A 21,949-nucleotide genomic window follows, 5' to 3' on the forward strand; every position below is an offset into this window, starting at 1 on the left:
CCGCGAGGCCACACGATGGACAACACCGTAGAGACCGCTCGCGACTTCACCTCGCGCTGGCACACACCGCCCAACTTCCGTGTAGCCGCGGGGCTCGTCCCGTTCAAACGCGCCTTCCCCGACACCATCCACGTGCTTGACGTCGCCCGCCGCGATCCAGAGACCCGGGTCACCATCCTCGGGGGCGGAGACCCCGCCGTCCGCACAGCTCAATCGGCGGCCTTCCGCACCGCCCCCCTGGACGAGATCACCACCTGGCCATTCCGACTGGCCCACTTCAACCTCGAACGCTTCTACGACGGACTGCTGCGGGATTTCCAGGAGCGGGTCATGATCCCCTGGCGCACGTTCATCGCTTCCCAGGGCTTCACCTGGCTGCGTTGCGCCCCGGCTCTCTTCATCTCCAGTCAGGGCAGTAGCTCCACGTACCACGCCGACAACTCCCACGGCCTCGTCTGGCAGATCGCGGGCACCAAGAGCTTCCACAGCTACAGGGATCCTGACCGCATCACCCCTGTCGAGGCCGCCATCTCCGGCGAGATCACCGCCGAACAGCCGCCCCCGCACAGCGCGACTGACCGCCACTCCATCAGAATGCGGCCCGGAGACTTGGCATGGAGCCACGTCCTCACCCCGCACTGGGTTACCAGCGAATCGCCTCTCGCGATGAGCGTCACCATCTCCCACGGGGGCCTCTGCCATCAGGGGTGTTATGCGCACCGGGGGGCCGCCCTCCGGCGACACTGGGATGCGAACCCCAACGAGGTATGGCTTACTGACCTGCGCAACACACGCTACTGACCGCTGTCCGTGCTGGCTTCACGCGTGGGGAGGGTCATCCATGCGTGTGCCCAAGCTCGGTGGCCCCATCGTGCTGGTCTGGGCACGATACAGCGTGCGTCCTCGCCTCTCGGCCCGCTACCGAGTTCATCGCCAGAGAACGCCGACCGGTTCAGAGTCTTCCAACTGTCCACCTGTGTACACCGGACTGGACCCGCAATAGGCAACCCGAACCTGGCCGGCATCTGTCTCAACGGGGACCGGTTGATCACGAACGACTTGCCGATACCCCCATTCCAGTTGCATGCCAGCCGGGCTCTCACCTGCCAGACGCACGACCGCCTTCGCTCAAGTCAAGTTGAGTAGCCCGGCCCCAGAGTCATACCCGCGTGGATAATGGGCAGAGCGGCCGCATCTCCTCGTGGTGTGGCGCTTTGAAGGAGGGCGCCGATCATGACGGGGCTGGAGATCGTAGTTGGGGAGTTCCTGGTGGCTTGGGCAGCCCGGAAGGCGCGCAGGGTTGGTAAGCGGGTTGACACCGAGATCGACCAGGCCCTGGACCTCGGGCTCGACCGCCTGCACGAATTGGTCGCTGGCAAACTCGGTGGGGACCCAGCCCTGGCCAAGCTGGCCGCAGAGATTGAGCAGTCCGGCGAGGCGTCCTCCCGTACGCAGGAGCGTGTGCGGCTGGCGTTGGAGGACGCAGCGGAGACGGACCCCGGCTTCGCCTCCGACCTGAGGGCTGTAGTCCAGGAGCTGCAGGGCATGCAGCGCCAGGCTGGCGTCGCTGTAGCTGGACAGCAAGGCGTCGTCGTGTCGGGCAACGTCCAGGCCGACCGTGGCGCGGTGGCGATCGGCGGTGTTTCTGGCAGCACTGTGTCGATCGGACTCCCGCCGGGCCCTTCCGCGCCGGGCGGGAACAAGGGCTGACCGCACCCGGCGAGCACTCGCCCACCGCGCTGATTGACACGACAAGTGCGCCGGCGTCTGGCATTCAGGCACAGCACAACAGCACGGCCGTCGGCGTCGTTCACGGGCCTTTGACGATCTGTTCCAGGGCTCATCCTGCCACCGACACGGCCACGCGTCCGATCGAGGTCGGAGAGGGCGCTGATCCGCAGACCCGGAGCGAGTTCGAGCGGGCGTTTCATCGCGCGGGCGGCGAGGCCCGATTGGGCCATCCGACTGCTCGCGTCGCCGAGGATGCGCTGGGCTATGCCCAGCACTTCGCCAGATCCGGCGGCCACTGGTCCGTGATTTGTGCTTTGGCAGGTGAGGATGCCGTTGCCGTCGCTGGATCCGTGTGGGAGGACGTCACAAACCCGCCAGGGCTGCCAGGCCAGGGTGTTGCCGCTATCGGCTACCCGCTCGCGCGGACTGGAGCACCCGATTCGGCAATGAGTAACTACATCACCACTGACGCCGACATAGTCGAAGTGGGCGGCGGATCATGGGGCCGGGGTGTGCTGCTGCGTCCTCCGGACGGGAGCCGGGCGCGATGGCAGCCGCACCCGCGAATGACCCTGGACGCGCGAGAGGCGCTCCGGATGCCAGCGGCGGGGGAGGCCGACCTCACGGTACGCGCAATCGCGACACTTCCCTGGCAACTCGACGAGGAAGCACTGGAGATCACGCGGCTGACACGCCAGCGGCTCGGAATGCTCCTTCCGCGCGCAGAGATCAGCAATGCGATCGCGCTCTTGTCTCAATGGCGAGGGGCCGCGGTCACATCACCGGAGTGGGACCGCGCGACCGGACCAGGCATACTTCAATCGGGAACGGCCGCCCAGTACGACAGTGTCCTGAAGACTCCCGACGGCGGAGTCGCCGTACGGATCTCCGCTCGCTTGTTCTTGCCGATCGGCCAGCCACGAGCCGTAAGAGTTCTCATCGAGTTTCAGGCGAACCTCACGGCGTGGCGGTCGACCCTTCTGCGGACGGCCGACGGCGTAGTGACTGAGGATTTCAGGGTTACGGCCAACGAGGTCGTGGAGTTGTGGATGGCTGCGTGGGATGCGGCGGCCATGGTGGTACCGCGGGCCCTGGTGAATGATCCGCAGCTTGTGCCCTTGCTGGCTCCCTCCGAGGTTGAACTGCAGGTCAAGGCGAATGACCGCGTAGTCCAGGCTGCCGCTGGTAGTCAGCGGCTGGTGGACGTGTTCGATCTGTCGGTGTTCGGCGAACCGGACGGTGACCCGAGGCCGGATGGGGCGGCCACAGTGATCGCGCCATTGGGATTCGGTCGCGATGACCGGCGGCGATGGGCAGGCAAGGCTCTGACCCGGTTGGCTCGTGCCTGGACGTTCGTGGAGGCGGACGAGTCTGATCTCGACCGGGTCGTCCGGTAGTCACGGCACGTCGTCGTGACTGTGGATGTCTCGCAGGTCCAACCCTGAGCGGAGAAGGCGACTGACGATTGTCCGGGTCCGCCCGCAGGCCAGGCGGTCGGTGCTGAGGTGGCGGCTGGCGAGGAGCACTTCCCGAATGCTGTCTTCGTCGCGGGTGAGAAACCAAAGCGACGGTTCGGTGCGTGCCCACGCTTCGAGGGCGGCGAGGCTGTCGGCTGGAAACCGCGGAGCGATCGACGCGAGGCGGGTTAGGACGCGGTCGTCGGTGCCCCGCAGCGCCGTGTGGGTCAGAACGTCCCGCAGTCGGCGCACAGCCCAGCCGTCCTCGAAAGCGCCGGAGGAGAACCACCACCCGAACCCGCGCAGTTCTGTCGCGTCTCCGCCTCCCTGCACCGCGACAAGACGCTGATCGAGCAACCCGGCCAGCCGGTCTGCGGTGGCCTTCGAGATGTCAACCAGGCCGTACCCCATACGTTCGAGGAGGTGCGCTCGCACGCTGACGGGCGCGCGGTCGTAGTAGCGGTGCAGGAGCGAGTCTGGACCGGCGAGGTCGATAGAGCCGACGCAATACCGGTGCACCAGATGCCAGCCCAGGTGAGTCGCGAGGTAGAGCGATTCGTCGTCGGTCGCGTCCGGGTCGAGGCGCTGGAGAGCGACTTCATACTGGCTGTGCAACGCCGACCACACGTCGGGGTCAAGGGTGACTCGGCCGAGGTAGCCGTTCCACGCTGCTGCCCAGAAAGCGCGGCTGTGGACGTCGAGCGGGAACAGACGGGCGGCGCGGGCGGCTGCCTGCTCGCGATCAAGCCGAATCAGCTCTGCGAATCGCGCACCCAAGACCCACCTCACCGATCTTGAAGGATCAGCCCAGACCTCCAGGTGTTCATCGACCACCGTGAACAACCTGGACAAGTCCGCATTCGGGTCGTCGCTCTGTTCCCAGGTACCCCAGTCGATCGCTGCGTTGATCGCCACGGGGCGAACGGTATTCATGGAGACAAATTCGGGGTGGGTACCTCCACTGACCTGCTGTTCCTCGTCGGCGGGGGTGGGATCGGGGTCTGCAATAGCATGCTGGATGAGCGTCCACAATGTGTCTTGTACGTCCCGAAGGGAACTAGCGGGCTCGGCCATGCCGAGGCGAACCAACCTCATCACCGATTTGCGAGCCTCTTTCCAGAGTCGAGATCCCGCGATCGGGTCATCGAGTTCCGCAACCGCTTGTTCATCCGCCCACGCCAACAACGGAACGATGCCTGGCCAATCCAGATCCGTATCCTGCCGGGCCGCGTTCTCCAGACCGCCCAGGACGGCTGTCACGTAGTGCGCCGGAAGGCCGATGAATGCCGCGGCCTCGGCGGAGCGGCGGCGGGCGTCTTGTTCGATCGCCGTCCGCAGCGGCTCGTCCAGGGATTCGCCGTCCCATCTGACAGGACCACCAGTCGGTGGCTGCCAGGTCCGCAGATACTCGACGAGTTCGTTAGTTGGCCGGGCTGCGAGGTCGCCAGCTACGACTGGGGCCGGCGGCACAGAAGCAAACGTCCACACCAGGTTCTGCGGGCGCGGAAGGAGGGGTTCACCGAACTGGGAGACCAGCGTTTCATAACGCCGTACCCAGGGGGCGGGCAACACCTCACGGAGCAGCGCGAGACGGTCACGCTGCCAGGTTCCTAGCCAGCTATCACGTTCCGCTTGGGACGGCGGTATGCCTGTATTGCTGGTGTACCTGGCCAGTTGGTCGTCGAGATCTGGCCCACTGTCGATGAGCGCAAGCAGTTCAGCCAGCTCTGGCCTGCTCAGCAAGTTGGCTCGACGCTGGGCGAGGTCGTTGTACTCGGCATCGTGCGCGCGGTTGCGCAGCAGTTTCGGATTGAGTAGCCGATCAGCGACAAGATCGCGTGCCTCATCTCCACGCTCGGCCAGCACGTGCAGGGCAATGCGCTGGAAGATCACGCTATCTCCAGCATCCAGCACGCCCAGTACCGTGCCGGAGCTGGCAGGTTCGTGTTCAACGAGGGCGATGGCGACGTCTCGGACGGCGCTAAACAAGGCATCGGTCGGATCGTGATTCTCGTGCTCCGAGGTGCCCGCGACGCTGGGACGCCATGTTGTCGAATACCGCGTCCAACGTCCGTCATCCTCTGTGACGACCTGACGGAGACGATCACGCAGGACGGCCAGCAGCTCTGTCCCGACCGTTTCCACCATCGCCGGGACGTGCTTGCGGAGGAGTTCCGCGTAGTACCAGGCCTGCATCGCAGCCGCACGACCGCCTGATGGCACCTTCTCAAGCAGGGCACCGAGTAGGTCCAGAGCCTTCCGCGAGTAGCCAGCGCCCGCCAACTGAGTCGCTAGTTCGCCGACGGCCAAAGGATTCGTCACGCCGGCACCGGTTCGGATATCGGTCACCACACGGTCGACCAATTGCTGGCCGTACTCGGCGGGTACCGCAAGCCCTACCGACACGATGTCACCGTTCACACGGGCGTTCTTCGAATGGGGAATGTTCATCGCAGCAGTTACCGCTGCCTGTGGCTGATTCGCCGCGATCCGGGCGATGTAAGAGGATTCCGGCCACATGTCCAGCCGCATCAAGCCCCCGTCGCCGTACGGTTGCGGTGGCAATGGCGCCAGGAAGAACCCGGCTGATACCAGCGGCTCCAGCCACTGCGGGCCGATGCCTCCGAAAAACCGGGATTGGGTGGCTGGATCCTGGGGCAGGCTCTGGCGGACTTGGCGGGCGTGGGCGACCGTGGGTTGTTCCAGCGCGATGAGCGCATCCACTTGTTGCACGACCTCGTCGTACCGCGACTCGAATTCCTCCAGCACGCGGTCCAGCAGGATCTCGAAGGCGTTGAAGAAGGACCGGAACTCGTCATCGATTGCATGTGGCGCGCCCAGGCCGTCGCGATGCGCCCTGCGCGCCAAGTTGTAACGGCTGTTGGCCCCGGCCATCTCCAGCCACGTCGTGGCAATCGGATCCATGTGATCGATGTCCAGAGCTTGCAGGACAGCCAGGATGCTCGCCTCATGCCCTGCCACGCCTGGCGCGCGAAACGCGCTGATCACGGCGCGAAGACCGCTCTCGACCTCTCGCAGCAAGTGGCTGACCAGATGCGTGACGGTCACCCGCGTCGGCCGCTCGACCATCAGTTCGCAGGCATCCCGGAAGAACCAGGCAGGGCCAGGGCCAAGTTGGGTCAGCCGCATGGCTATGCGTTCCTGCCGTTCAGACAGCACCGTTCTACGACCCGACCTGGGATCTGGGGCGTTCGTCACGACGAATCCTTACGCCGACGGAGTGCAGGCATTCTATCCGCCAATCCGATGTAACGACCGTTGCCGAGCTGGTATTTGCAACAACAGATGGTCTCACTGTCGGTCACGTCGGATGCGGTCGTGGGCCGACCGGGAGTTGGTGCTTCTCGGCTCAGCAGGGGGCGCTCTCGCAGTCCGTTGATGACAGCGTCACAACAGCTTCTGGCTGGGCGGCGACTCGCTGCTCACTGCACTTGATCTCGGCTGTCCGACCGTCGGCTTAGCGTCGGTTGTATGGACGACAACCCTGAGTCGCTGCACCAGGTGCGGATCGCAGCGAGGCGCGACGCGACCGTGATCGAGATCGATGGTCGGCGCGTAGACCCGGATGCCCTGCGCGCCTACAGCGTCAGCCACGTCTTCGGAGAGGACGCGCACGTCGTGCTGCACCCCGCCGATTGGGGCCATACCGGCTTCGAGGGGCTGGCGCGGGTGTCTGTCGACATGCCGGCCCCGGGGCCTGCGGCTGAGGAATTCTTGGAGGCGATCGACGCGGAGGAACTGGAGCGGGCCGCGCTGGCCCGGGCGGATCTCGGATCTGAGCCGGGAAGCTTGACGCGGGCGATGTTGGCCCAGCTCGGGGAGTGGGCGCGTGGCCTTTGACGTGGAAGGAGTGAGGCGGGTTGTCGGTCGCATTCTGGATGACGAGTTGGAGGTGTGGCGGGACAGCGGCGGGCACGCGGACGACGTTCTTGACGAGATCACGGGCCGGTTGGTGCCGTCTGCGCCGGATGAGGTTCTGGTGTGGAACGGGCTCGGCGCAGTGATGCCTCTGGGGCGTCCGGCGATCACGAAGCCGTTGGACGGGGCGGTCGCGCAGTCACCGCCGACGGCGGACTACCAGGCGGTGCTGCCGGTCGGCGCTGCGCGTCTGCGGCCCGATGACGTCATTCGCGTTGCTGGGTCCGTACGTCCGGGTGGGCCGCGCGATCCCCAGTTGGTCGGACGGCGTTTTCGGGTCTCGGACGGGGCGGTCGGCACGTACAGCGTGGTGCGGATCGTGCGAGTGCAGGTGATCGCCTGATGGCGGCGAACGGTCACCCGAACGCGCACCCGGACGCGGCCGAGTTCCGTGACCCGATCGCGCTGGCCGCCGCGATCGCCGGGCTCGGACCGGCGGTTCGGGCCCGTACGGCGACGATTACCCGGCACTACGCGATGCTGATGCGGGTGCGGATCCAGAGGAACGCCTCGGGCCGGCCGGGTCCGAACGTGATCACGGGCCAGTACCGGGCGTCATGGGATGTGCGGATGGCCCCCGGCGGTGGGCAGGTGGTGGCTGAGGTGTTCTCCGATGCTCCGCAGGCGCGAAGGCTGGAGTACGGCTTCGTCGGCGTCGACGCGATCGGCCGCCATTACCGGCAGCCGCCGTTCCCGCACGTGGAACCGGCGTTCCGCCGGACTGAGCCGGAGTTTCTGCGGGCGCTCGCGGACGGGATGTTGCCGTGACCGCCGCGCGCCTGCCGGTGACCCGCGCGCTGGCCGCGCTCATCGCCGAGACGACCGGACGCCCCTGCGGAACCGGTGAACTGCCCCGTGTGCGCCGCGCGTCGGAGGAGTGGGTGGCGGCACCGGTGCCCTACACGATCCTGGACTCGCTGCCCGGGGAGTTCAGCGGCCCGCCGCTGTGGGACTGGCAGGCGGACGCCGCGTGGTCGTACCAGGTGACGTCGGTCGCCGAGCGCGACGACCAGGCTCAGTGGCTCGCCGACCGCGTCCGTCACGCCGTTGTCGGGCGCGTCGGCGACCGTTGGGCCCATGACCTGCCTGTTTCCCAAGCCCGTGTGATCGACCGGGAGTTGGCGTACGACGCCGGTGGGGACACGTCGGTGTCGGCGGCAGGCGCTATCGTGTCCTACGTGCAGCGGTTCACGATCACCGTGACCCCTGCCTGAACGACTTTCCTCACCGCGGAGGCCCGCGCGGACGCTCGGCCCAAGGCCAGGCGAACCCCCTTTGAGTTTCAAGGGGCAGGGCCTCGGCACGGGACGCTGCCCCAGAAGTGGGAGCGGACCCGTTGTCCAAGCCGACGCAGCACCGATTCCTCCGCCGCGGCATTTCCAAGATCTACTGGCTGAAGTCCGTCGCCGACCGGGACCGGCTGGAGCGCAAGGAACTCGCGCCGCCGAACGCCTTCGAGCTGACCGACGCCGTCAGTGACATCGACGGCTGGGCGCTGGAGAACGACCCGATCGAGACCCCGGACATGGGCTCGACGTTCAACTCCTCGATCCCCGGCAACGACAAGGCCGACAGCAGCTCGCTGACGTTCTACGAGGACCAGCTGTCCGACGAGATCGAGCAGCACCAGCCCAAGGGAGCCAAGGGCTTCGTCGTCTTCCTGCGTAAGGGGGACATCCCCGGTTCGAAGTCGGTCGACCTCTTCCCCGTCCAGATCGCCACCCGCGCCGCGACCTACTCGACCGGCAACGAGGCGGCGAAGACCAAGGTCACCTACACCATCCTCGACGAGCCGTCGCTGGACCTGCCGGTGCCGGAGGCGCGTATCCGCCCGCTGCCGAAGCCCTCTCGGGGTGTGGAGGAGGACGAGGTGGACATCACCGTGGTCAGCGCGGCCACGGCCTCGGTCATCGAGCGGGACGAGGACTGATCCGTGTCCCGCCCGTCTGCCAAGAGCCCGTCCCCTCCGCACGGTGACACCACGTCGGCGGAGGGGGCGTGGGCGGCGAAGATGGAGCGCCTGCGCCGCCGCCCGCGTTCGCGGAAGAAGCTGCGGGTCTGCGACGACGACTCGCTTCGTCGGCGGCTCGAAGAGGCCGAACAGGCCGCGCGGCGTGCCCGATTCCTCGCCGAGACGTCTCCCGATGACGGGGCGGCAGCAGGGCAGGCCGAGGAGGCTGACGCCGCTGTGGAAGCCGCTCGCGCCGCGCTGGACGACGCCTCCGACTTCCTGACCTTCCTCGCTCTGCCGCGCCCGGTCCTGGAGGACCTGATCGCCGAGCATCCGCCGACCGAGCAACAGGCGTCTGGCGGTGCGGGGTTCAACCCGGACACCTTTCCCGCGGCGCTGATCGCGGCGGCGTCCCTCGACGGGATGAGCGAGGCCGAGGCGGCCGAGCTGCTGGCCACGTGGTCAGCGCCGGACGCCAACGCGCTGTGGGAAGCGGCGTGGCAGGTTCAGCAGGAGAGCCGGGTCGAGCTGGGAAAAGACTGAGCGCGGACCCGCGGCTGCGGGCCGAGCTGGAGCTGTGCGAGACGTTCCGCATCCCGCACTCCCGGTTCCTCGGCGGGGACGGCCGCTGGACAGAGCTGGACCGGGCCAAGGCGCTGGCCTGGGCCCGGTGGCAGCGGTCGGTGTGCTCCGGGTGCCATACGCGGCTGGAGGAGTGGGACCGCGAGCGCGGTGGTGATCCGCACGCGTACGTCACCGGCACGCTGCGCTGTCCCGGCTGCGAGCTGATCGAGCAGGAGCGCGACCGCGTTCCCCAGGACCGCTCCGGATACGGCGTGAAGATCCAGCTGCTGCCGCGCGACCAGCACCCCGACCACACCTGATCCACCCCGCACCCACGATGGAAGGAGGCCTGTGCGGTGGCCGGGTTCACCCTGACCGTGGCGATGCGCGCCCAGGTCACCAACCTGATCGCGGGCACGCGCGACGCCGCGGCACAGATGCGGACCTTCGCCGACCGCACCGAGCAGGCGAATCGCTCCCTGGCGCAGCTCGACGCCAACAGTGCCCGCACAGCAGCCCAGTTCGCCGCGATCGACCGCAGCGCCCGCGCCGCGGTCACCGGGCTGAACCGGATCTCCGCCAGCGCGGGCCTGGTACGCGGCGGGCTGCGTGCCGCGGGCGAGGACGGGGAGCGGTCGGTCTCCCGTCTCCAGCGGACGCTCGCCGGGGCCGGCCGATACGGGTCCTCGATGACCGGTCTGCTGGCCGGCGGCGCGTTGTTCCTCGGCGGCGAGGAGATGGTCAAGGAGGGCAACCGCTACCAGCAGGAGATGAATACCTTCCGCGCGGCGACGGGGGCCACCGCCGAGCAGATGAAGACCGCCTCTTCTGTCTCCCAGCAGCTCGGCAACGACTTGAAGCTGCCCGGGGTGACCGCGGCCGACAGCGCGGAGGCTCTGGTCGACCTGAGCCGGGCGGGGTTCACCGCCGACCAGTCGCTGGCCGCCGTCCGCGCCTCGGTCCAGCTATCGGCCGCGACGAACGTGAACGCGGCGACGAGCGCGAAGATCCTCGGCGACACCATGGACCAGTTCGGCCTCGGCGCCGACCAGGCGTCGAAGGCCGCCGACACGCTCGCCGCCACCTCCACCAAGGCGTCGGGGAACATCACCGACATCTACTACGCGATGCGGTACGCCGGCCCCGTCGCGCACGGCCTCGGCGTTTCGCTGCAAGACACCGCCGCGGGGATCGCGATGCTCGGCAAGTCCGGCATCCTCGGATCCACGGCAGGAACGTCACTGCGCGGCATGTTCGCCGCGCTGGCGGCCCCGACCCCGCAGTCCGGGCAGGCGCTGAAGGAACTGGGCATCGACGCCTACGACGCGCAGGGCCGGTTCCTGGGGCTGCGCAACGTCATCGACGGCTTGTCGAAGGCCCAGCGCACCATGTCGGAAGGCGACTTCACGGCAGCGGTCACCAAGGCGTTCGGCCGCCCGGCGTTGAGCGGCGTGGTCGCGCTGGCCCATCAGGGGGTCCAGTCCTTCGACGCGCTGTCGATGGCGGTCGACCAGACCGGCACCGCCGCCACGCTGACCGCCGCGCGCGGCCAGGGCCTCAACGGCGCGATGACCCAGCTGCGCACCCAGGCCCAGCAGACCGGGCTCGCGCTCTACAACGGCATGGCACCCGGCCTGGAGTACGTCGCGCGGCTGCTGACGCGCGGGATGTCCGGCGCGACGCCGTATCTGACGAGCGCGTTGCAGTACGGCCGGGAGCTGGCGCAGCTGTACGGGCCGGAGCTGAAGGCCAAGGCGGGCTCGGGGATGGGCGAGTTGATCAACGATGCCCGTCAGCTACTCGGCCCGCTCAAGGCGATCGGCGAGAACACCCTGGCCGCGGGATTGAACCTGCTGATCAACGCCGCCCGCGCGCTCGGCACCGTGGGGCACAACCTGGAGGCGGCCCTGGCGCCGGTCGCCTCCTCGCTGGCGGGGGTCGGCAAGGAGTCGGGCGGTGCCGCGAGCGAGCTGGACATCGTGGTCCTGGCGGTCAACGGCGCTCTGCACGCGGTGGCCGGGCTGTCCGCCGTCCTGGTGCCGGTCGGCCACGTCGTCGGGGCGCTGGTGAGCGACTTCTCCGAGTTGCCCGCCCCCATCCAGTCGTCGGTTCTCGCGCTGCTGCTGTTCCGCCGCGCCCAGCCGGCACTCAGCGGCTTCGCCTCCACGGTCTCGGGCCCAGTGCTCGGCGCGGTGCGGGGCTTCAACGAGGAGATGCAGCTCCAGCGGTCGCTGGCGGAGTCCTCCGGCGTCTCGCTCACCCGCTACGGCGCGGCGTGGGCCGCGATCCAGGCCCGGGTCGGGTTCCTGGGCAACATGACCAGCGCGTTCCGCAGCGCGGACGGCGCGGGCCGCACGTTCGTGGGCACGCTCGGCGGGGTGACGCGCGCGGCCGGTTCGGGGCTGAAGTCGGCGATGAGCGGGCTGTCCGGTGCGATGGGCGGCCCGTGGGGTGTCGCTCTGGCCGGGGTGACGGTCGGGCTCGGCCTGCTCGCCGAGCACCAGCAGAAGGCGGCTGAGGCGGCGGCCGAACACCAGCAGCGGATCTCCACGCTCACCTCCGCGCTGAAGGAATCCGGAGGGGTGATCGACGCCAACGTCCGCGCGCAGGCCGCGCAGACCCTGATGGACACCAAGGTGCGCGACGGCAAGGACAAGCTCGTCGACGTCATGGAGAAGGCCGGTGTGCCGATGGCGCGGCTCACCGACGCCTACCTCGGCCAGGGCACGTCGCTGGACGCGCTGCAGAAGCAGCTGAACGCGACCGCGGAGGCGAACACCACGTTCATCGCCACCCAGGGCGGGGCGGCGAAGGCGTACAACGACACCGGCCTGAAGGCCGCGGTGGCGGCCGACGCCCTCGGCTCCGTCAAGGGCGAGATGGCCCAGTCGATGAAGAACGCCCGCGACCTGGCCGACGCCGAACGCGGTGCCGGGGACGGCACGTCCGCCTACGACAAGCTCAAGGCCGCGGTCGGCGGACTCGCGGACGAGACGGCGGACGCCGACCAGCGCACGCGCTCCCTCAAGGACGCCCTCGACCTGCTGTCCGGCGGCCAGATCTCCCTCCAGGCCGCCCGCGCGAAGGTCAACTCCGCGGTGCTGGACCTGAAGGACAGCGACACCAACGTCGACCGCTCCCAGGGCTACGGCGCCCCTCAGCTGGTCAACTCCGACGACACCCTCAACACCACGACGCGGAACGGGCAGCAGCTGTACACCCAGCTCACCGCGCTGTCCGACGCCGCGGCGGACGCCTCGGTGGCCACCTACTCCCTGGCGCAGCAGAATGGGGAGACGCTGCCGGCCGCGCTGGCCAAGGCTCGGGACCAGATGAGCCAGGCCCGGGACGCGGCGATCAAGGCCGCCCAAGGCTACGGCCTGACCCGCGAGCAGGCGGAGAAGGTTGCTGACAGCCTCGGCCTGCTGCCGGACAAGGTCTCGCTCCTGCTCCAGACCAAGGGCATGGACAGCACCCTGGCCGACCTGCTCGCGGTCCAGGCACAGATCGCCCGGGTGCCGAACGGCAAGACCATCAAGGTCGATAGCCTTTCGGACGGCGCGCAGCAGAAGCTGCGGCAGCTCGGCTTCACGGTCAAGACGGTGCCCGGCACCCGGCAGATCACCATCACCGCGCCAACTGACCGGGCGCGCAAGGGTCTCGACGCGCTGATCACCAAGATGGGGCAGACGCCCGGTTCCAAGCACGTTGCGGTCTCGGCACCCACAGCCGCCGCGATCGCGAGCCTCCAGGCCGTCCAGGCGCAGATCCGCGCGACGCCAGGAGCCAAGAGGGTCACCGTCTCGGCGCCGACTGCCGCCGCGATCAAGGACCTCCAGGCGCTGGGCTTCCAGGTCACCCGAGTACCCGGCTCCAAGAACGTCACCATCACCATCCCCACCGGCGGGCCGTCGAAGGCGGTCAGCGCCATCCAGGGGCGTATCAACTCGCTCCAGGGCAAGACGATCTCGATCTTCACCACCTTCGCCCGCAAGCCCACCTCGTGGGACCAGGACGCCAACGGCATCCCGGACGCCATCCAGAACCCCAACTACAAAGGACTGCCGAAGGCGAACGGCGGCATCGTCACCTACTACGCCAACGGCGGCACGACACCACACCGAGAGCAACACGTCGCACAGATCGCCCCGGCGGGATCGTGGCGGATCTTCGCCGAGCCGGAGACCGGGGGCGAGGCGTACATCCCGCTCGCCGCGTCAAAGCGCGTGCGTAGCAAGGCCGTTGTCGAAGACGTCGTCGGCCGCTTCGGCGGCAAGGTGCAGTGGTTCGCGGACGGCGGCCGGACCGGCGCCGGAGCCCGCGGCGGGCGACAGGCCAGCTCGGTGATGGCCGGGGCCTTCCTGCGCTCGCAGAGCGTGGCGGCCATGGCCGACGTGGTCCGCCGCTTCGACGTCGCCTCCGGCACCAACCCGGCCCGCACCCGCGTGGTCGACGCCCGTTCCGGCGGCCGGGTCCAAGTCGTCGTCGTACGGGAGCAGCAGCCGCTGATCGGCACCATGCCGGTCACCGTCTCCGACAGCTCCGCAACTCCTAACCAGATCGGTGCCGAGATGATGCGCAACCTTCGCAACGCCCAACGCGGCGGGAGGATTTGATGACCACACCCACCCCCATCGAGCTGGCTCCCTGGCAGTTCGAGATCGGCGGCGTCGTCCTCGGCAAGGACACCTCCGCCCCCGTCGGCGACATCGAAGGGCTCGGCTCGCCCAGCATTCGCGCCCAGGACGAGGACAACCCAGTCGGCGACGGCACCTACCCGGGCCAGGACCTCTTCGGCCCGCGCACCGTACGCATCGAAGCCGGCATCAAGACCCCCGGCGATCCGACCGCGGCGGCCGACCTGCTTGCGCGCCTGGAGCGCGCCGTCGACAACCCGTCCATCCGCACCGAGCCCAACGGCATGGCCGTCCTGCGCGGACGCTGGCCCGGCCACGACACCCGCCGCCTGTACGGGCGGCTGCGTCGGATGGAGGCCACCAGCACCGCCAACGCGGTCAACGGGTGGATCCCGCTGGACATCGAGTTCGACGCCCTCGACCCGTACTGGCACGCCGACATCGCGTCGCACCTGTCCCTCGCCCTCGACCAGGCCGCCCGGCCCCGCAACCACGCGGAGAGCGCCCCGGCGCGTGGTCGCGGGGCGTTCGCCGACGCCGGCGGGAGGCCCGGCTGGATCACCAACGCCGGTGACGCTCACGCCTGGCCCCGCGTGCGCATCACCGGACCCGTAGCCCGGCCCCGGCTGTGGAACACGGTCACGGGCCGAGCTCTCGAACTGGACGTCCAGCTGCGGGCTGGGGAGTGGGTCGAGATCGAGACCCGGCCCGGAACCCGGTGGGTCCTGCGCAACGGGACGACGAACGAGGCCAACAGCCTCACGCCCGATTCCCGTCTCGACCACTTCAGCGTTCCGCCCGGCAGGTCCGAGATCGCGTGGACCGCGGAAGACGCCACCGGCACCTGCCGACTCGATCTGTCCTGGCGGTCGGCGTACACCGCCTTGTGAACTGGAGCACCAGCATGACCCTCGTCCAACCCCCGCTGATGGTGACCGGCGCGGCGCCCGCAGCCCGCGCCGTGCGGCTGATGATCAGCGACCTGGCCCGCGGCGGCCAGGGCATCGCCGCACCAGGCGACCTCAAGGTCAGCCCGCTGGACACCCCCGGGCCGGGGGTCCGCGTCGGCGACGGATCGGCCGTCATCCACGGCGCCCGGCCCTGGCAGGGCGCCTACACGCAGAGCAACGTCGGCGACGCCCGGGTCGACGTTCCCGGGACCGGCCCCACGGCCCGCACCGACCTGCTGATCCTCCGGGTCGAGGACCCCGACTACGAGGGCTCGCGCGACCCGCGGCGCGACGACGTCGGCTACTTCCACCTCCTCCAGGGCGTCGCCGCCGACACCGTCAGCGTGCCGCCCGGAGTGACCGGGATACCCCTGGCCCGCATCACCCAGCCCCGCAACACCGCGGCGATCACCAGCGGCATGATCACCGACCTGAGGCAGCTGGCGAATCCGCGCACCCAGCGCACCGTCCGGACCATCCGCCCGGCCGCCGCCGAGCTGCCGCCCGGCGATCACGGCCGCTGGACCACCTGGCCCAAGGACGCCTCATGGGACATCGGCATACCGGCCTGGGCGACGAAGGCCGCCGTCCTGATCACCATGGGGGGCCTGCGCCTCGACGGCGGCGGCGTCTACGCCGAGCTACGCACCACCCTGGGCGAACTCCACGGCGGGCCGGCCGTCATCGATGACGACCAGGGCAAGACCGCCCGCCGCACCGTCACCGTGCTCGCCGACGCCTTCGACGTGCCCGCCCACTACCGCGGCACCCGGCAGCACCTCGGCGTGCAGACCAACCAGAACACCGCCTACGGTCCCGGGCACCTGGCGACGGCTACCGGCACGACGATCACCTTCGATGTCCAGTTCTCCGAAAGCCCGGTGTGAGCGATGCCCGACTACCGCTACATCGCCGCGCACGCCCTGACGGGCGAGATCCTGCACTGGGACATGCCCCTGTCCGACGTCGAGTTCGGCCCTGAACTGTGCGGCCCCGGCTCGCTCAACGCCACCTTGAATCCGACGTTCGGCTGGCCCCTGGACACCATGCTCGACGCCGGCGACACCCTCGTGTTCGCCGAGCGGAACTCCGAACTGCTGTGGGGCGGCATCCTGTGGCGCGGTGAGCCGCAGGGCGCGAAACTGCCCATCGAGGCGTCGGGATTCACCAGCTACCTACACCGCCGCTTCGACCTGCACGGCAACCTCGCAGGCCGCGGCCCCTACATCGGTGCCGACCCCTGCCAGGTCATCCGGGACGTGTGGGCCTACGCCCAAGACCAGCCGGACGGCGACCTGAACGTCACCGTGGACGACACCCGCTCCAAGGCCAAGGTCGGCACCGCGAAAGCCCCGTACGCCATCAACCGGTGGGAGGCCCGCAACCTCGGCGAGATCGTCGACGACATGGCCCACCAGGACAACGCCCTGGAGTGGAGCGAAGCCGTCGCCTGGCGCCACAGCCGCGCTGAGCGCCGGATTCTCCTCGGCGCCCCGAAACTCGGCCGACGCCGCGAGGACCTGACATTCACCACCGGTGCCAACGTCCGGGGCGAGCCCGAGGTGGTGCAGAACGCGGACGAGTACGCCCAGTGGGTCGTCGGCCTCGGCGCGGGCGACGGCCGCAACCGCAAGATCGCCATCGACGGCCAGCGCAACGGCCGCCTGCGCCTGGAAAGCCGGCTGGAGACCAGCGAGAAGGACGAGAACACACTGCGCCAGCGCACCCGGCGCGAGCGGCAGGCCCGACAGGTCATGGCCACCCTCACCGAGCTGGAGATCGCCGACCACCCGGCGGCCCCGTTCGGCTCGCTGCGCGTCGGCGACGAAGTGCGCATCCAACTGCACGAGCCGCACACCGAGTTCGACGGATGGCTGCGGATCACCGGCTGGACCCTGAAACCCGGGCAGGACCAGACCGCAGAGCGCATGACGCTGAAGCTGGAACGCCCGAACAAGCCCGCCGACAGCGCCGACGACCCGGAACCGGAGGAAGACGAGTAGATGCCGGACACCATCACCACCGTCACAAACCGCCTCGCTCGCCTCGAACGCAGAGTCAGCAACCTGGAACGCGCCCAGCGCGCCCCCAGGCCACCGTGGCGCGACGTACCACTGACCGGCAGCACGTCCATCCCCGATCCCAAACGAGCTCCCCAGGTGCGGGAGAACCCGTGGGCCATGCTGGAGTTCAGCGGACGGATCGGACTTCCCGAAGGCCGCGCCGCCGACGGCACGGTGATCGCCCTGCTGCCGGAGGACTACTGGCCCGCCGTGCCCCGGACCGTACCGGTCGCCTCTGACGCGCGCCGTGAGCTGTACTTGGAGATCGACACGACCGGGCGCGTCACGCTGGCTGTGCAGAACGGCGGCTCGGTGAAGGCGAGCTGGATCAGCCTGGACAGCGCCTCGTGCCGGACCGAAGACGAGGATGACGAGTGAAGAGGATCAGCTAAGGAAGCGCGCGGCGGCCACCGGGCGGCCGTAGCCGTCCCACGAGTACTCAGCCACCGCAGCGTACTCGTTGAACAGCGCCTCATACGCCGCGATACCCGTGGTGCTCCTGACGACCTCCGGGCCGGGGGTCAGTACCAGATGGACTTGCTCGTCATCGATGATGGTGAACGGCTCGGTCCGCCACCGTGTGGTCCGGTCCGTCTCCCTGGGGATCACCCCCAGCCGGATACGGTGCGACGCGGCGAGCGACAGCAGGTGCTCCACCTGACCGGCGAGCACCGCGGCGTCACCGATCCTCCGGGTGATCGAGTCCTCCTCCACAATCACATGGATGTCAGCGTGGTCGGGGAGAGCCTGTGGGACTACCGATGCGTCGGCGGATGAGAGCGAGGGTAGAACGGCCCTGTGGTAGGCGGCGGTTCGCAGGCATTCCGGCACGATCGATGGAGCGTACAGCCGCAGTGAACGTGCCTTCTGCCAACGAGCGTTACCCGCCCCGGGGCGGGCCCAGCGGTGCCTGGCCTGGTCACGCTCGATCGCCCGAGCCTTTCCCAGCAGCTCGTCGGCGCGGTCTTCGGCCCCGCATAGCAAGATCCAGGCCCGTATGTCGGCGGGCTGTGGCAAGCTACGCCCGTTCTCGAGGCGGCTGACCTTGGACTCGTGCCAGCTGGCCGCGGAGGCCAGCGACCGGCCCGTCATTCCAGAGTTCTTCTGCACTTCCCGCAGGTCCTGACCGAGCATCCGCAGAGCCTCCGCAGCCTGAAGGGCGAGGTTGAAGGAGCCGGACATTGGGGCGTACCTCCGTAACGGGTCGGGGTTGGTCCTCCGTACGGTTGCCGCTTCGGCCTCTCGTGGGAATGACCTTGCGCGAACTTGCGTCGGGGCCCCCGGAAGTGCACGGTTCTCCTGTCTTGATGAGCACAACGGACTTACCAAGCGGTGTGCTTGGGTGACACAGCGGTGCTACGAACGTGCCATGATGTGCGGTTCCGGTCGGGTCACACGCGCCAGTCGTCAGATCACCCCCTCCCCACGCCAGGCGCAACGAGCCGACAGCCACAAGATCCCGGACCCTGCGTAGCAGGGGTTCCCCGGGGGTACAAGGTGTCTAGCTGTTGCCGAATGGCAGCTCTTACCAGCCGCACGGCTCAATCATCAAGCCCACCAGCCGGATTCCGCCCTAACGAGTGACACTCTTAGTGGTGACGCGTAGTCACTTTCAGGATGACGCGCAGATTTTCAGACCACAGGTGATCGAGTTCTTTCGCCTGTGCACGATTACTTTGGCTCGCTGGTAGAGGTGCGACATTGAGCCGGTCAAAACGGACCCGATTTGCGGAGCGGCTTGTTCCGCTTTCACGCCAGAGGCTCGTTCTGTCGGATCTCATCGCGGCTAGTGTCCAGGGGAAGGCGCGGAAAAGAGGCCCCGATTTTGGTTGGCGTCAGCATCGAGGCCTCTTGTACCCGCGCCGGACCAGCACTCGACCTGAGGAGAAGCGAATGATCCAGCACGTCCGCCGAAAGCTCGCGAGCGCCCTTCCGGCGGTGCCCGAGGTTACCATTCCGATTTCATACGCCCTGCAAACCGCTGTGAAGAGTGTTCTTCTGCTGCGGATTCGCCTCAGTGGGGTGCTCTCCGCCGGGGTGACCGCCGTGTCCCTGGTCAGGTCCGAGTCACTCGCCACACACATCCTGCTCGCCGTCTCGATCGCTCTCTGCTCTGACAGCAGTGGCCTGGTGTTCTGCAAGATCAGCCGTTACCGCTGACCCGAGACTCGTGCCGGCCACCGCACCCGTTGGCGCGGTGGCCGGCAGGCAACTCCCTTGTGCAACAGCACGGTTGCTCTCTGCCCGCCCCGAACACGCTGCCCGGGAGTCGCTTTGACGCCGACCGGGGAGCGAGGTGACGACGATGCAGTACCAGACCATCCGGCCACGGCCGAGCCCAGAAGATGAGCACGAGTACTGGCTGTGCGAGCTCACCGGCCAACACCCCGGTCGTCGCTGCGCCGAGGCCGCCTACTCGGCCTTCTGTCGTGAACGCCTCCCGCTTTACTCGCAGTTCGCGTCGGCCGCCACCGGCAGCGCACTGGCCGGGCAACATCTGGCACGTGCCGTCCTGGAGGGGCTGGCGGCCCAGTGGCTTGTCGCGCTGCGCAGCGCGTCGCCTGCGGCCTTCGCGTGGGCCCTGCTGACGCAAGCCATCACTCCGTATCGAACAGACAGTGTTCGAACGCTGTACCGCGGGCTACGCGCGGGAGAAGCGGACGCGCTGCTTCTGCGCCACCGGCTCGGGTGCTCGGTGGCGGCGGGTGGCCGGGTCATGGGGATGTCACCGGACGCGTTCGAGCTGTTGCGTCGCCAGGCCCTGGCCAACATCGCCAGTGTTCGGCATATGCCTGTGGCCGATGCGATCTGACGTGAATTGGTGTGCGCCGGAGCACATCGCCTCATGTCGATGACAGATCTGCTCCCAAGCGGGTTTCGCCCGTTGGTGGCTTTGGGTAGCCCTGGAGGAGAGCTTCCTCCTAGCATGTGATCTCTACCTTTCGAAGAGCCGCCGTACTCCCAGGGGAGACGTGCGGCCGGGAGCGTGGGGAGCCTCTCATCCTTGACTTCAGCAAACCCAGCGTCGCGAGAATGTACGACTATCTGCTCGGTGGGACTGACAACTACAAGGTAGATCGAGAAGCCTGCGCGGAACTGCTGAGAATGGCACCGAGTACCCGCGAACTTGCTCTGGTTAACAGGGCATTTCTCGTCCGGGCTGTCCGATATCTCGCGCAGGAACGCGGGGTACGCCGGTTCCTCGACCACGGCTCGGGGCTGCCCACCAGCCCGAACGTCCACGAGGTCACCCAGGCGGTGGACCCGTCGTGCGAGGTCGTCTACATCGACAACGACCCTGTCGTGGCCGCGCACGGGAGGATGGGTCTGGCCGAGGACCCATCGACAACCGCCGTCCTGGAGATGGACATGCGGGAAACGGACAAGATCTTCGAGTCCCCCCGGGTGAAGCATCTGCTGCGGGATGATCAGCCGGTGGCGGCGCTCTTCATTTCCGTGCTGCACTGCATCCGGAACGACGATGACCCGTGGGATCTGGTCCGCCGGGTTGCTGCCCGGCTGCCCGCGGGCAGCTACATGGTGGTCTCCCAGCTCGCCAGCGACGACCCCGATCTCCGCAACGAGATCACCGAGTTCATGGACACGGTCACCGGCGGCAACTGGGGGGAAGTCCGCTCCCTGGACGAGGTGAACCGCTTCTTCGCGAGGCTTGAGCTGCTGGAGGTCAAGGAGCAGAAGCCGGTCGAGGTGTCCCTCTGGCATCCTGACAGCGACCTGGCCCCCCGTCAGAGAAGCAAGGAGTGGATCGAGTACGGGGGCGTCGCACTCGTGAAACCGGCTGCGGAGTCGTCGGCTTAATCGCTCAGCTGGTCGATGTAGTGCTGGAGCACCTTCATGGTCTCCACCTTGTCGCAGGCTTCGAGCCAGAGGTTGTTCAGCGATTTCATGTAGGCCTCGATCTCGTCCTCATCGGTGATCAGCTCGCCGCCACGGTTGCGGTTCTCCAGGTAGACCAGTCGGCCCTTCTCCTCGTCGAACGGCTTGATCAGGGTCATCGCGTTGTGAAGGGCCGACCCCGCGCTGGGGGCCGAAAAACGCAACACACGAAGACGGACCCTGGGCTTGTTCTCCGCCACGTTGTACAGGTGACGTAGCTGCTCGCGATGGACACGCCTGCCGCCGCGTTGCAGCTGCAGAACCGACTCAGCGATCACTGCCTCGTACAACGGGGCTTTGTCCCCGTCAAGCAGAGTCTGACGCCGCATCCGGAACTCCAGGCGCTCATCCACCTCCTCCTGGCGCTTCCCCTGCTGACCGCCGAGGGGCGTCTGGCTGAAGTCCCGCATGAGCGCCTTGGCGTAGGCCCGGGTCTGGAGCATGCCGGGAACGTTGGACTCCTGGTAGACCCTGATCATCTTGGCGCGCGACTCCACCGCGAACAGCGCCCTGAACGCCTCGGAGGAGTCGGCTGGCGGCGTCCACCCCGGCGACTGCTTCGCCCGGCTCAGGCACTCCACGGCCTCGTCGATATCCTTCTGCGGGGCACCGTAAGAGCGAAGCAGCGCCACGACCTTCTCGGGCTTCATCTCGACGCCTGCGTTCTCGTAGCGACTGAGCGTCGGCACGGAGCCGATCTCCGGAACCGCGGCGACGACCTCGGCCTGCGGCGTGCCGGCGCGGAACTGCTGGAGCATGT

21 protein-coding genes are annotated in these 21,949 nt (G+C 68.2%); 18 read left to right on the forward strand and 3 right to left on the reverse strand.

Features of this window, described 5'->3' with window-relative positions; all coding sequences use genetic code 11:
• Positions 1 to 15 precede the first annotated feature (15 nt).
• From K7472_RS07950 to K7472_RS07960, 3 genes are all read left to right on the forward strand, one after another.
• Entirely contained in the window at positions 16 to 801 is a 786-nt protein-coding gene (locus K7472_RS07950; RefSeq protein WP_222975515.1) for a hypothetical protein, read from the forward strand.
• Positions 802 to 1,233: 432 nt separating this feature from the next.
• Complete coding sequence (locus K7472_RS07955) at positions 1,234 to 1,710, forward strand: hypothetical protein (RefSeq protein ID WP_222975517.1); 477 nt, start codon at positions 1,234 to 1,236, stop codon at positions 1,708 to 1,710.
• Positions 1,711 to 2,177: 467 nt separating this feature from the next.
• Entirely contained in the window at positions 2,178 to 3,128 is a 951-nt protein-coding gene (locus tag K7472_RS07960; RefSeq protein ID WP_222975519.1) for a hypothetical protein, read from the forward strand.
• On the opposite strand, the gene K7472_RS07965 is transcribed toward K7472_RS07960, so the two are convergent.
• A complete protein-coding gene (locus K7472_RS07965) occupies positions 3,129 to 6,338 on the reverse strand; it encodes a hypothetical protein (protein ID WP_222975521.1) in 3,210 nt (1,069 codons plus the stop codon). It lies immediately after the preceding gene.
• Between the two features lie 342 nt (positions 6,339 to 6,680).
• Here K7472_RS07965 and K7472_RS07970 point away from each other — a divergent pair, with 342 nt between their 5' ends.
• The 12 genes from K7472_RS07970 to K7472_RS08025 all read left to right on the forward strand — a co-directional run bounded on the left by K7472_RS07970 (position 6,681) and on the right by K7472_RS08025 (position 17,670).
• Positions 6,681 to 7,049, forward strand: coding sequence for a hypothetical protein (locus K7472_RS07970; protein WP_222975523.1), 369 nt, complete (start codon positions 6,681 to 6,683; stop codon positions 7,047 to 7,049).
• Positions 7,039 to 7,470 carry a DUF6093 family protein gene (locus K7472_RS07975; protein ID WP_222975525.1) on the forward strand — a complete coding sequence of 144 codons (432 nt, stop codon included), beginning with the start codon at positions 7,039 to 7,041 and terminating at the stop codon, positions 7,468 to 7,470. The genes K7472_RS07970 and K7472_RS07975 overlap by 11 nt, the downstream gene beginning before the upstream one ends.
• A complete protein-coding gene (locus K7472_RS07980; protein ID WP_222975527.1) occupies positions 7,470 to 7,895 on the forward strand; it encodes an HK97 gp10 family phage protein in 426 nt (141 codons plus the stop codon). Before K7472_RS07975 ends, K7472_RS07980 begins: the two co-directional genes overlap by 1 nt.
• Complete coding sequence (locus K7472_RS07985) at positions 7,892 to 8,341, forward strand: hypothetical protein (protein WP_222975529.1); 450 nt, start codon at positions 7,892 to 7,894, stop codon at positions 8,339 to 8,341. The genes K7472_RS07980 and K7472_RS07985 overlap by 4 nt, the downstream gene beginning before the upstream one ends.
• A 122-nt stretch (positions 8,342 to 8,463) precedes the next feature.
• The gene (locus K7472_RS07990; RefSeq protein WP_222975531.1) at positions 8,464 to 9,057 is read left to right on the forward strand and encodes a phage tail tube protein; all 594 of its coding nucleotides are present in this window, start codon (positions 8,464 to 8,466) and stop codon (positions 9,055 to 9,057) included.
• A gap of 3 nt (positions 9,058 to 9,060) precedes the next feature.
• Positions 9,061 to 9,621: a hypothetical protein gene (locus tag K7472_RS07995; protein WP_222975533.1), complete on the forward strand. Its 561-nt coding sequence runs from the start codon at positions 9,061 to 9,063 to the stop codon at positions 9,619 to 9,621.
• Positions 9,576 to 9,962 (forward strand): hypothetical protein, encoded by a 387-nt coding sequence (locus K7472_RS08000; protein WP_308013804.1) that lies wholly within the window; start codon positions 9,576 to 9,578, stop codon positions 9,960 to 9,962. The genes K7472_RS07995 and K7472_RS08000 overlap by 46 nt, the downstream gene beginning before the upstream one ends.
• Positions 9,963 to 9,998: 36 nt before the next feature.
• Positions 9,999 to 14,258 carry a phage tail tape measure protein gene (locus tag K7472_RS08005; protein WP_222975537.1) on the forward strand — a complete coding sequence of 1,420 codons (4,260 nt, stop codon included), beginning with the start codon at positions 9,999 to 10,001 and terminating at the stop codon, positions 14,256 to 14,258.
• Complete coding sequence (locus K7472_RS08010; protein ID WP_222975539.1) at positions 14,258 to 15,169, forward strand: phage distal tail protein; 912 nt, start codon at positions 14,258 to 14,260, stop codon at positions 15,167 to 15,169. The genes K7472_RS08005 and K7472_RS08010 overlap by 1 nt, the downstream gene beginning before the upstream one ends.
• A gap of 14 nt (positions 15,170 to 15,183) precedes the next feature.
• The gene (locus K7472_RS08015; RefSeq protein WP_222975540.1) at positions 15,184 to 16,116 is read left to right on the forward strand and encodes a hypothetical protein; all 933 of its coding nucleotides are present in this window, start codon (positions 15,184 to 15,186) and stop codon (positions 16,114 to 16,116) included.
• A 3-nt stretch (positions 16,117 to 16,119) separates the two neighbouring features.
• A complete protein-coding gene (locus K7472_RS08020) occupies positions 16,120 to 17,232 on the forward strand; it encodes a hypothetical protein (RefSeq protein WP_222975542.1) in 1,113 nt (370 codons plus the stop codon).
• A complete protein-coding gene (locus K7472_RS08025) occupies positions 17,233 to 17,670 on the forward strand; it encodes a hypothetical protein (RefSeq protein ID WP_222975544.1) in 438 nt (145 codons plus the stop codon).
• A 6-nt stretch (positions 17,671 to 17,676) separates the two neighbouring features.
• Here K7472_RS08025 and K7472_RS08030 read toward each other — a convergent pair whose 3' ends face one another.
• The gene (locus K7472_RS08030) at positions 17,677 to 18,474 is read right to left on the reverse strand and encodes a Scr1 family TA system antitoxin-like transcriptional regulator (protein ID WP_222975546.1); all 798 of its coding nucleotides are present in this window, start codon (positions 18,472 to 18,474) and stop codon (positions 17,677 to 17,679) included.
• 711 nt (positions 18,475 to 19,185) lie between these two features.
• On the opposite strand from K7472_RS08030, the gene K7472_RS08035 reads away from it, so the two are divergent.
• From K7472_RS08035 to K7472_RS08045, 3 genes are all read left to right on the forward strand, one after another.
• Positions 19,186 to 19,452 (forward strand): hypothetical protein, encoded by a 267-nt coding sequence (locus K7472_RS08035; protein ID WP_222975548.1) that lies wholly within the window; start codon positions 19,186 to 19,188, stop codon positions 19,450 to 19,452.
• A 145-nt stretch (positions 19,453 to 19,597) separates the two neighbouring features.
• Positions 19,598 to 20,104 carry a hypothetical protein gene (locus tag K7472_RS08040; RefSeq protein WP_222975550.1) on the forward strand — a complete coding sequence of 169 codons (507 nt, stop codon included), beginning with the start codon at positions 19,598 to 19,600 and terminating at the stop codon, positions 20,102 to 20,104.
• Positions 20,105 to 20,292: 188 nt separating this feature from the next.
• The gene (locus K7472_RS08045) at positions 20,293 to 21,111 is read left to right on the forward strand and encodes an SAM-dependent methyltransferase (RefSeq protein ID WP_308013828.1); all 819 of its coding nucleotides are present in this window, start codon (positions 20,293 to 20,295) and stop codon (positions 21,109 to 21,111) included.
• On the opposite strand, the gene K7472_RS08050 is transcribed toward K7472_RS08045, so the two are convergent.
• A complete protein-coding gene (locus K7472_RS08050; protein ID WP_222975554.1) occupies positions 21,108 to 21,947 on the reverse strand; it encodes a DUF5753 domain-containing protein in 840 nt (279 codons plus the stop codon). The genes K7472_RS08045 and K7472_RS08050 overlap by 4 nt on opposite strands.
• Between the last annotated feature and the right edge of the window lie 2 nt (positions 21,948 to 21,949).

This window comes from Streptantibioticus parmotrematis, from assembly GCF_019890615.1.
Lineage (GTDB): Bacteria > Actinomycetota > Actinomycetes > Streptomycetales > Streptomycetaceae > Streptantibioticus_D > Streptantibioticus_D parmotrematis.

Bases quoted from the DNA above. Each gene is read 5' to 3' on its own strand.
- K7472_RS08030 (WP_222975546.1), bottom strand. From the start codon at position 18,474: ATGTCCGGCTCCTTCAACCTCGCCCTTCAGGCTGCGGAGGCTCTGCGG.
- K7472_RS08015 (WP_222975540.1), top strand. From the start codon at position 15,184: ATGACCCTCGTCCAACCCCCGCTGATGGTGACCGGCGCGGCGCCCGCA.
- K7472_RS07970 (WP_222975523.1), top strand. From the start codon at position 6,681: ATGGACGACAACCCTGAGTCGCTGCACCAGGTGCGGATCGCAGCGAGG.
- K7472_RS07980 (WP_222975527.1), top strand. From the start codon at position 7,470: ATGGCGGCGAACGGTCACCCGAACGCGCACCCGGACGCGGCCGAGTTC.
- K7472_RS07950 (WP_222975515.1), top strand. From the start codon at position 16: ATGGACAACACCGTAGAGACCGCTCGCGACTTCACCTCGCGCTGGCAC.
- K7472_RS08010 (WP_222975539.1), top strand. From the start codon at position 14,258: ATGACCACACCCACCCCCATCGAGCTGGCTCCCTGGCAGTTCGAGATC.
- K7472_RS08035 (WP_222975548.1), top strand. From the start codon at position 19,186: ATGATCCAGCACGTCCGCCGAAAGCTCGCGAGCGCCCTTCCGGCGGTG.
- K7472_RS08040 (WP_222975550.1), top strand. From the start codon at position 19,598: ATGCAGTACCAGACCATCCGGCCACGGCCGAGCCCAGAAGATGAGCAC.
- K7472_RS08050 (WP_222975554.1), bottom strand. From the start codon at position 21,947: ATGCTCCAGCAGTTCCGCGCCGGCACGCCGCAGGCCGAGGTCGTCGCC.
- K7472_RS07965 (WP_222975521.1), bottom strand. From the start codon at position 6,338: ATGCGGCTGACCCAACTTGGCCCTGGCCCTGCCTGGTTCTTCCGGGAT.
- K7472_RS07955 (WP_222975517.1), top strand. From the start codon at position 1,234: ATGACGGGGCTGGAGATCGTAGTTGGGGAGTTCCTGGTGGCTTGGGCA.
- K7472_RS07960 (WP_222975519.1), top strand. From the start codon at position 2,178: ATGAGTAACTACATCACCACTGACGCCGACATAGTCGAAGTGGGCGGC.
- K7472_RS08025 (WP_222975544.1), top strand. From the start codon at position 17,233: ATGCCGGACACCATCACCACCGTCACAAACCGCCTCGCTCGCCTCGAA.
- K7472_RS08020 (WP_222975542.1), top strand. From the start codon at position 16,120: ATGCCCGACTACCGCTACATCGCCGCGCACGCCCTGACGGGCGAGATC.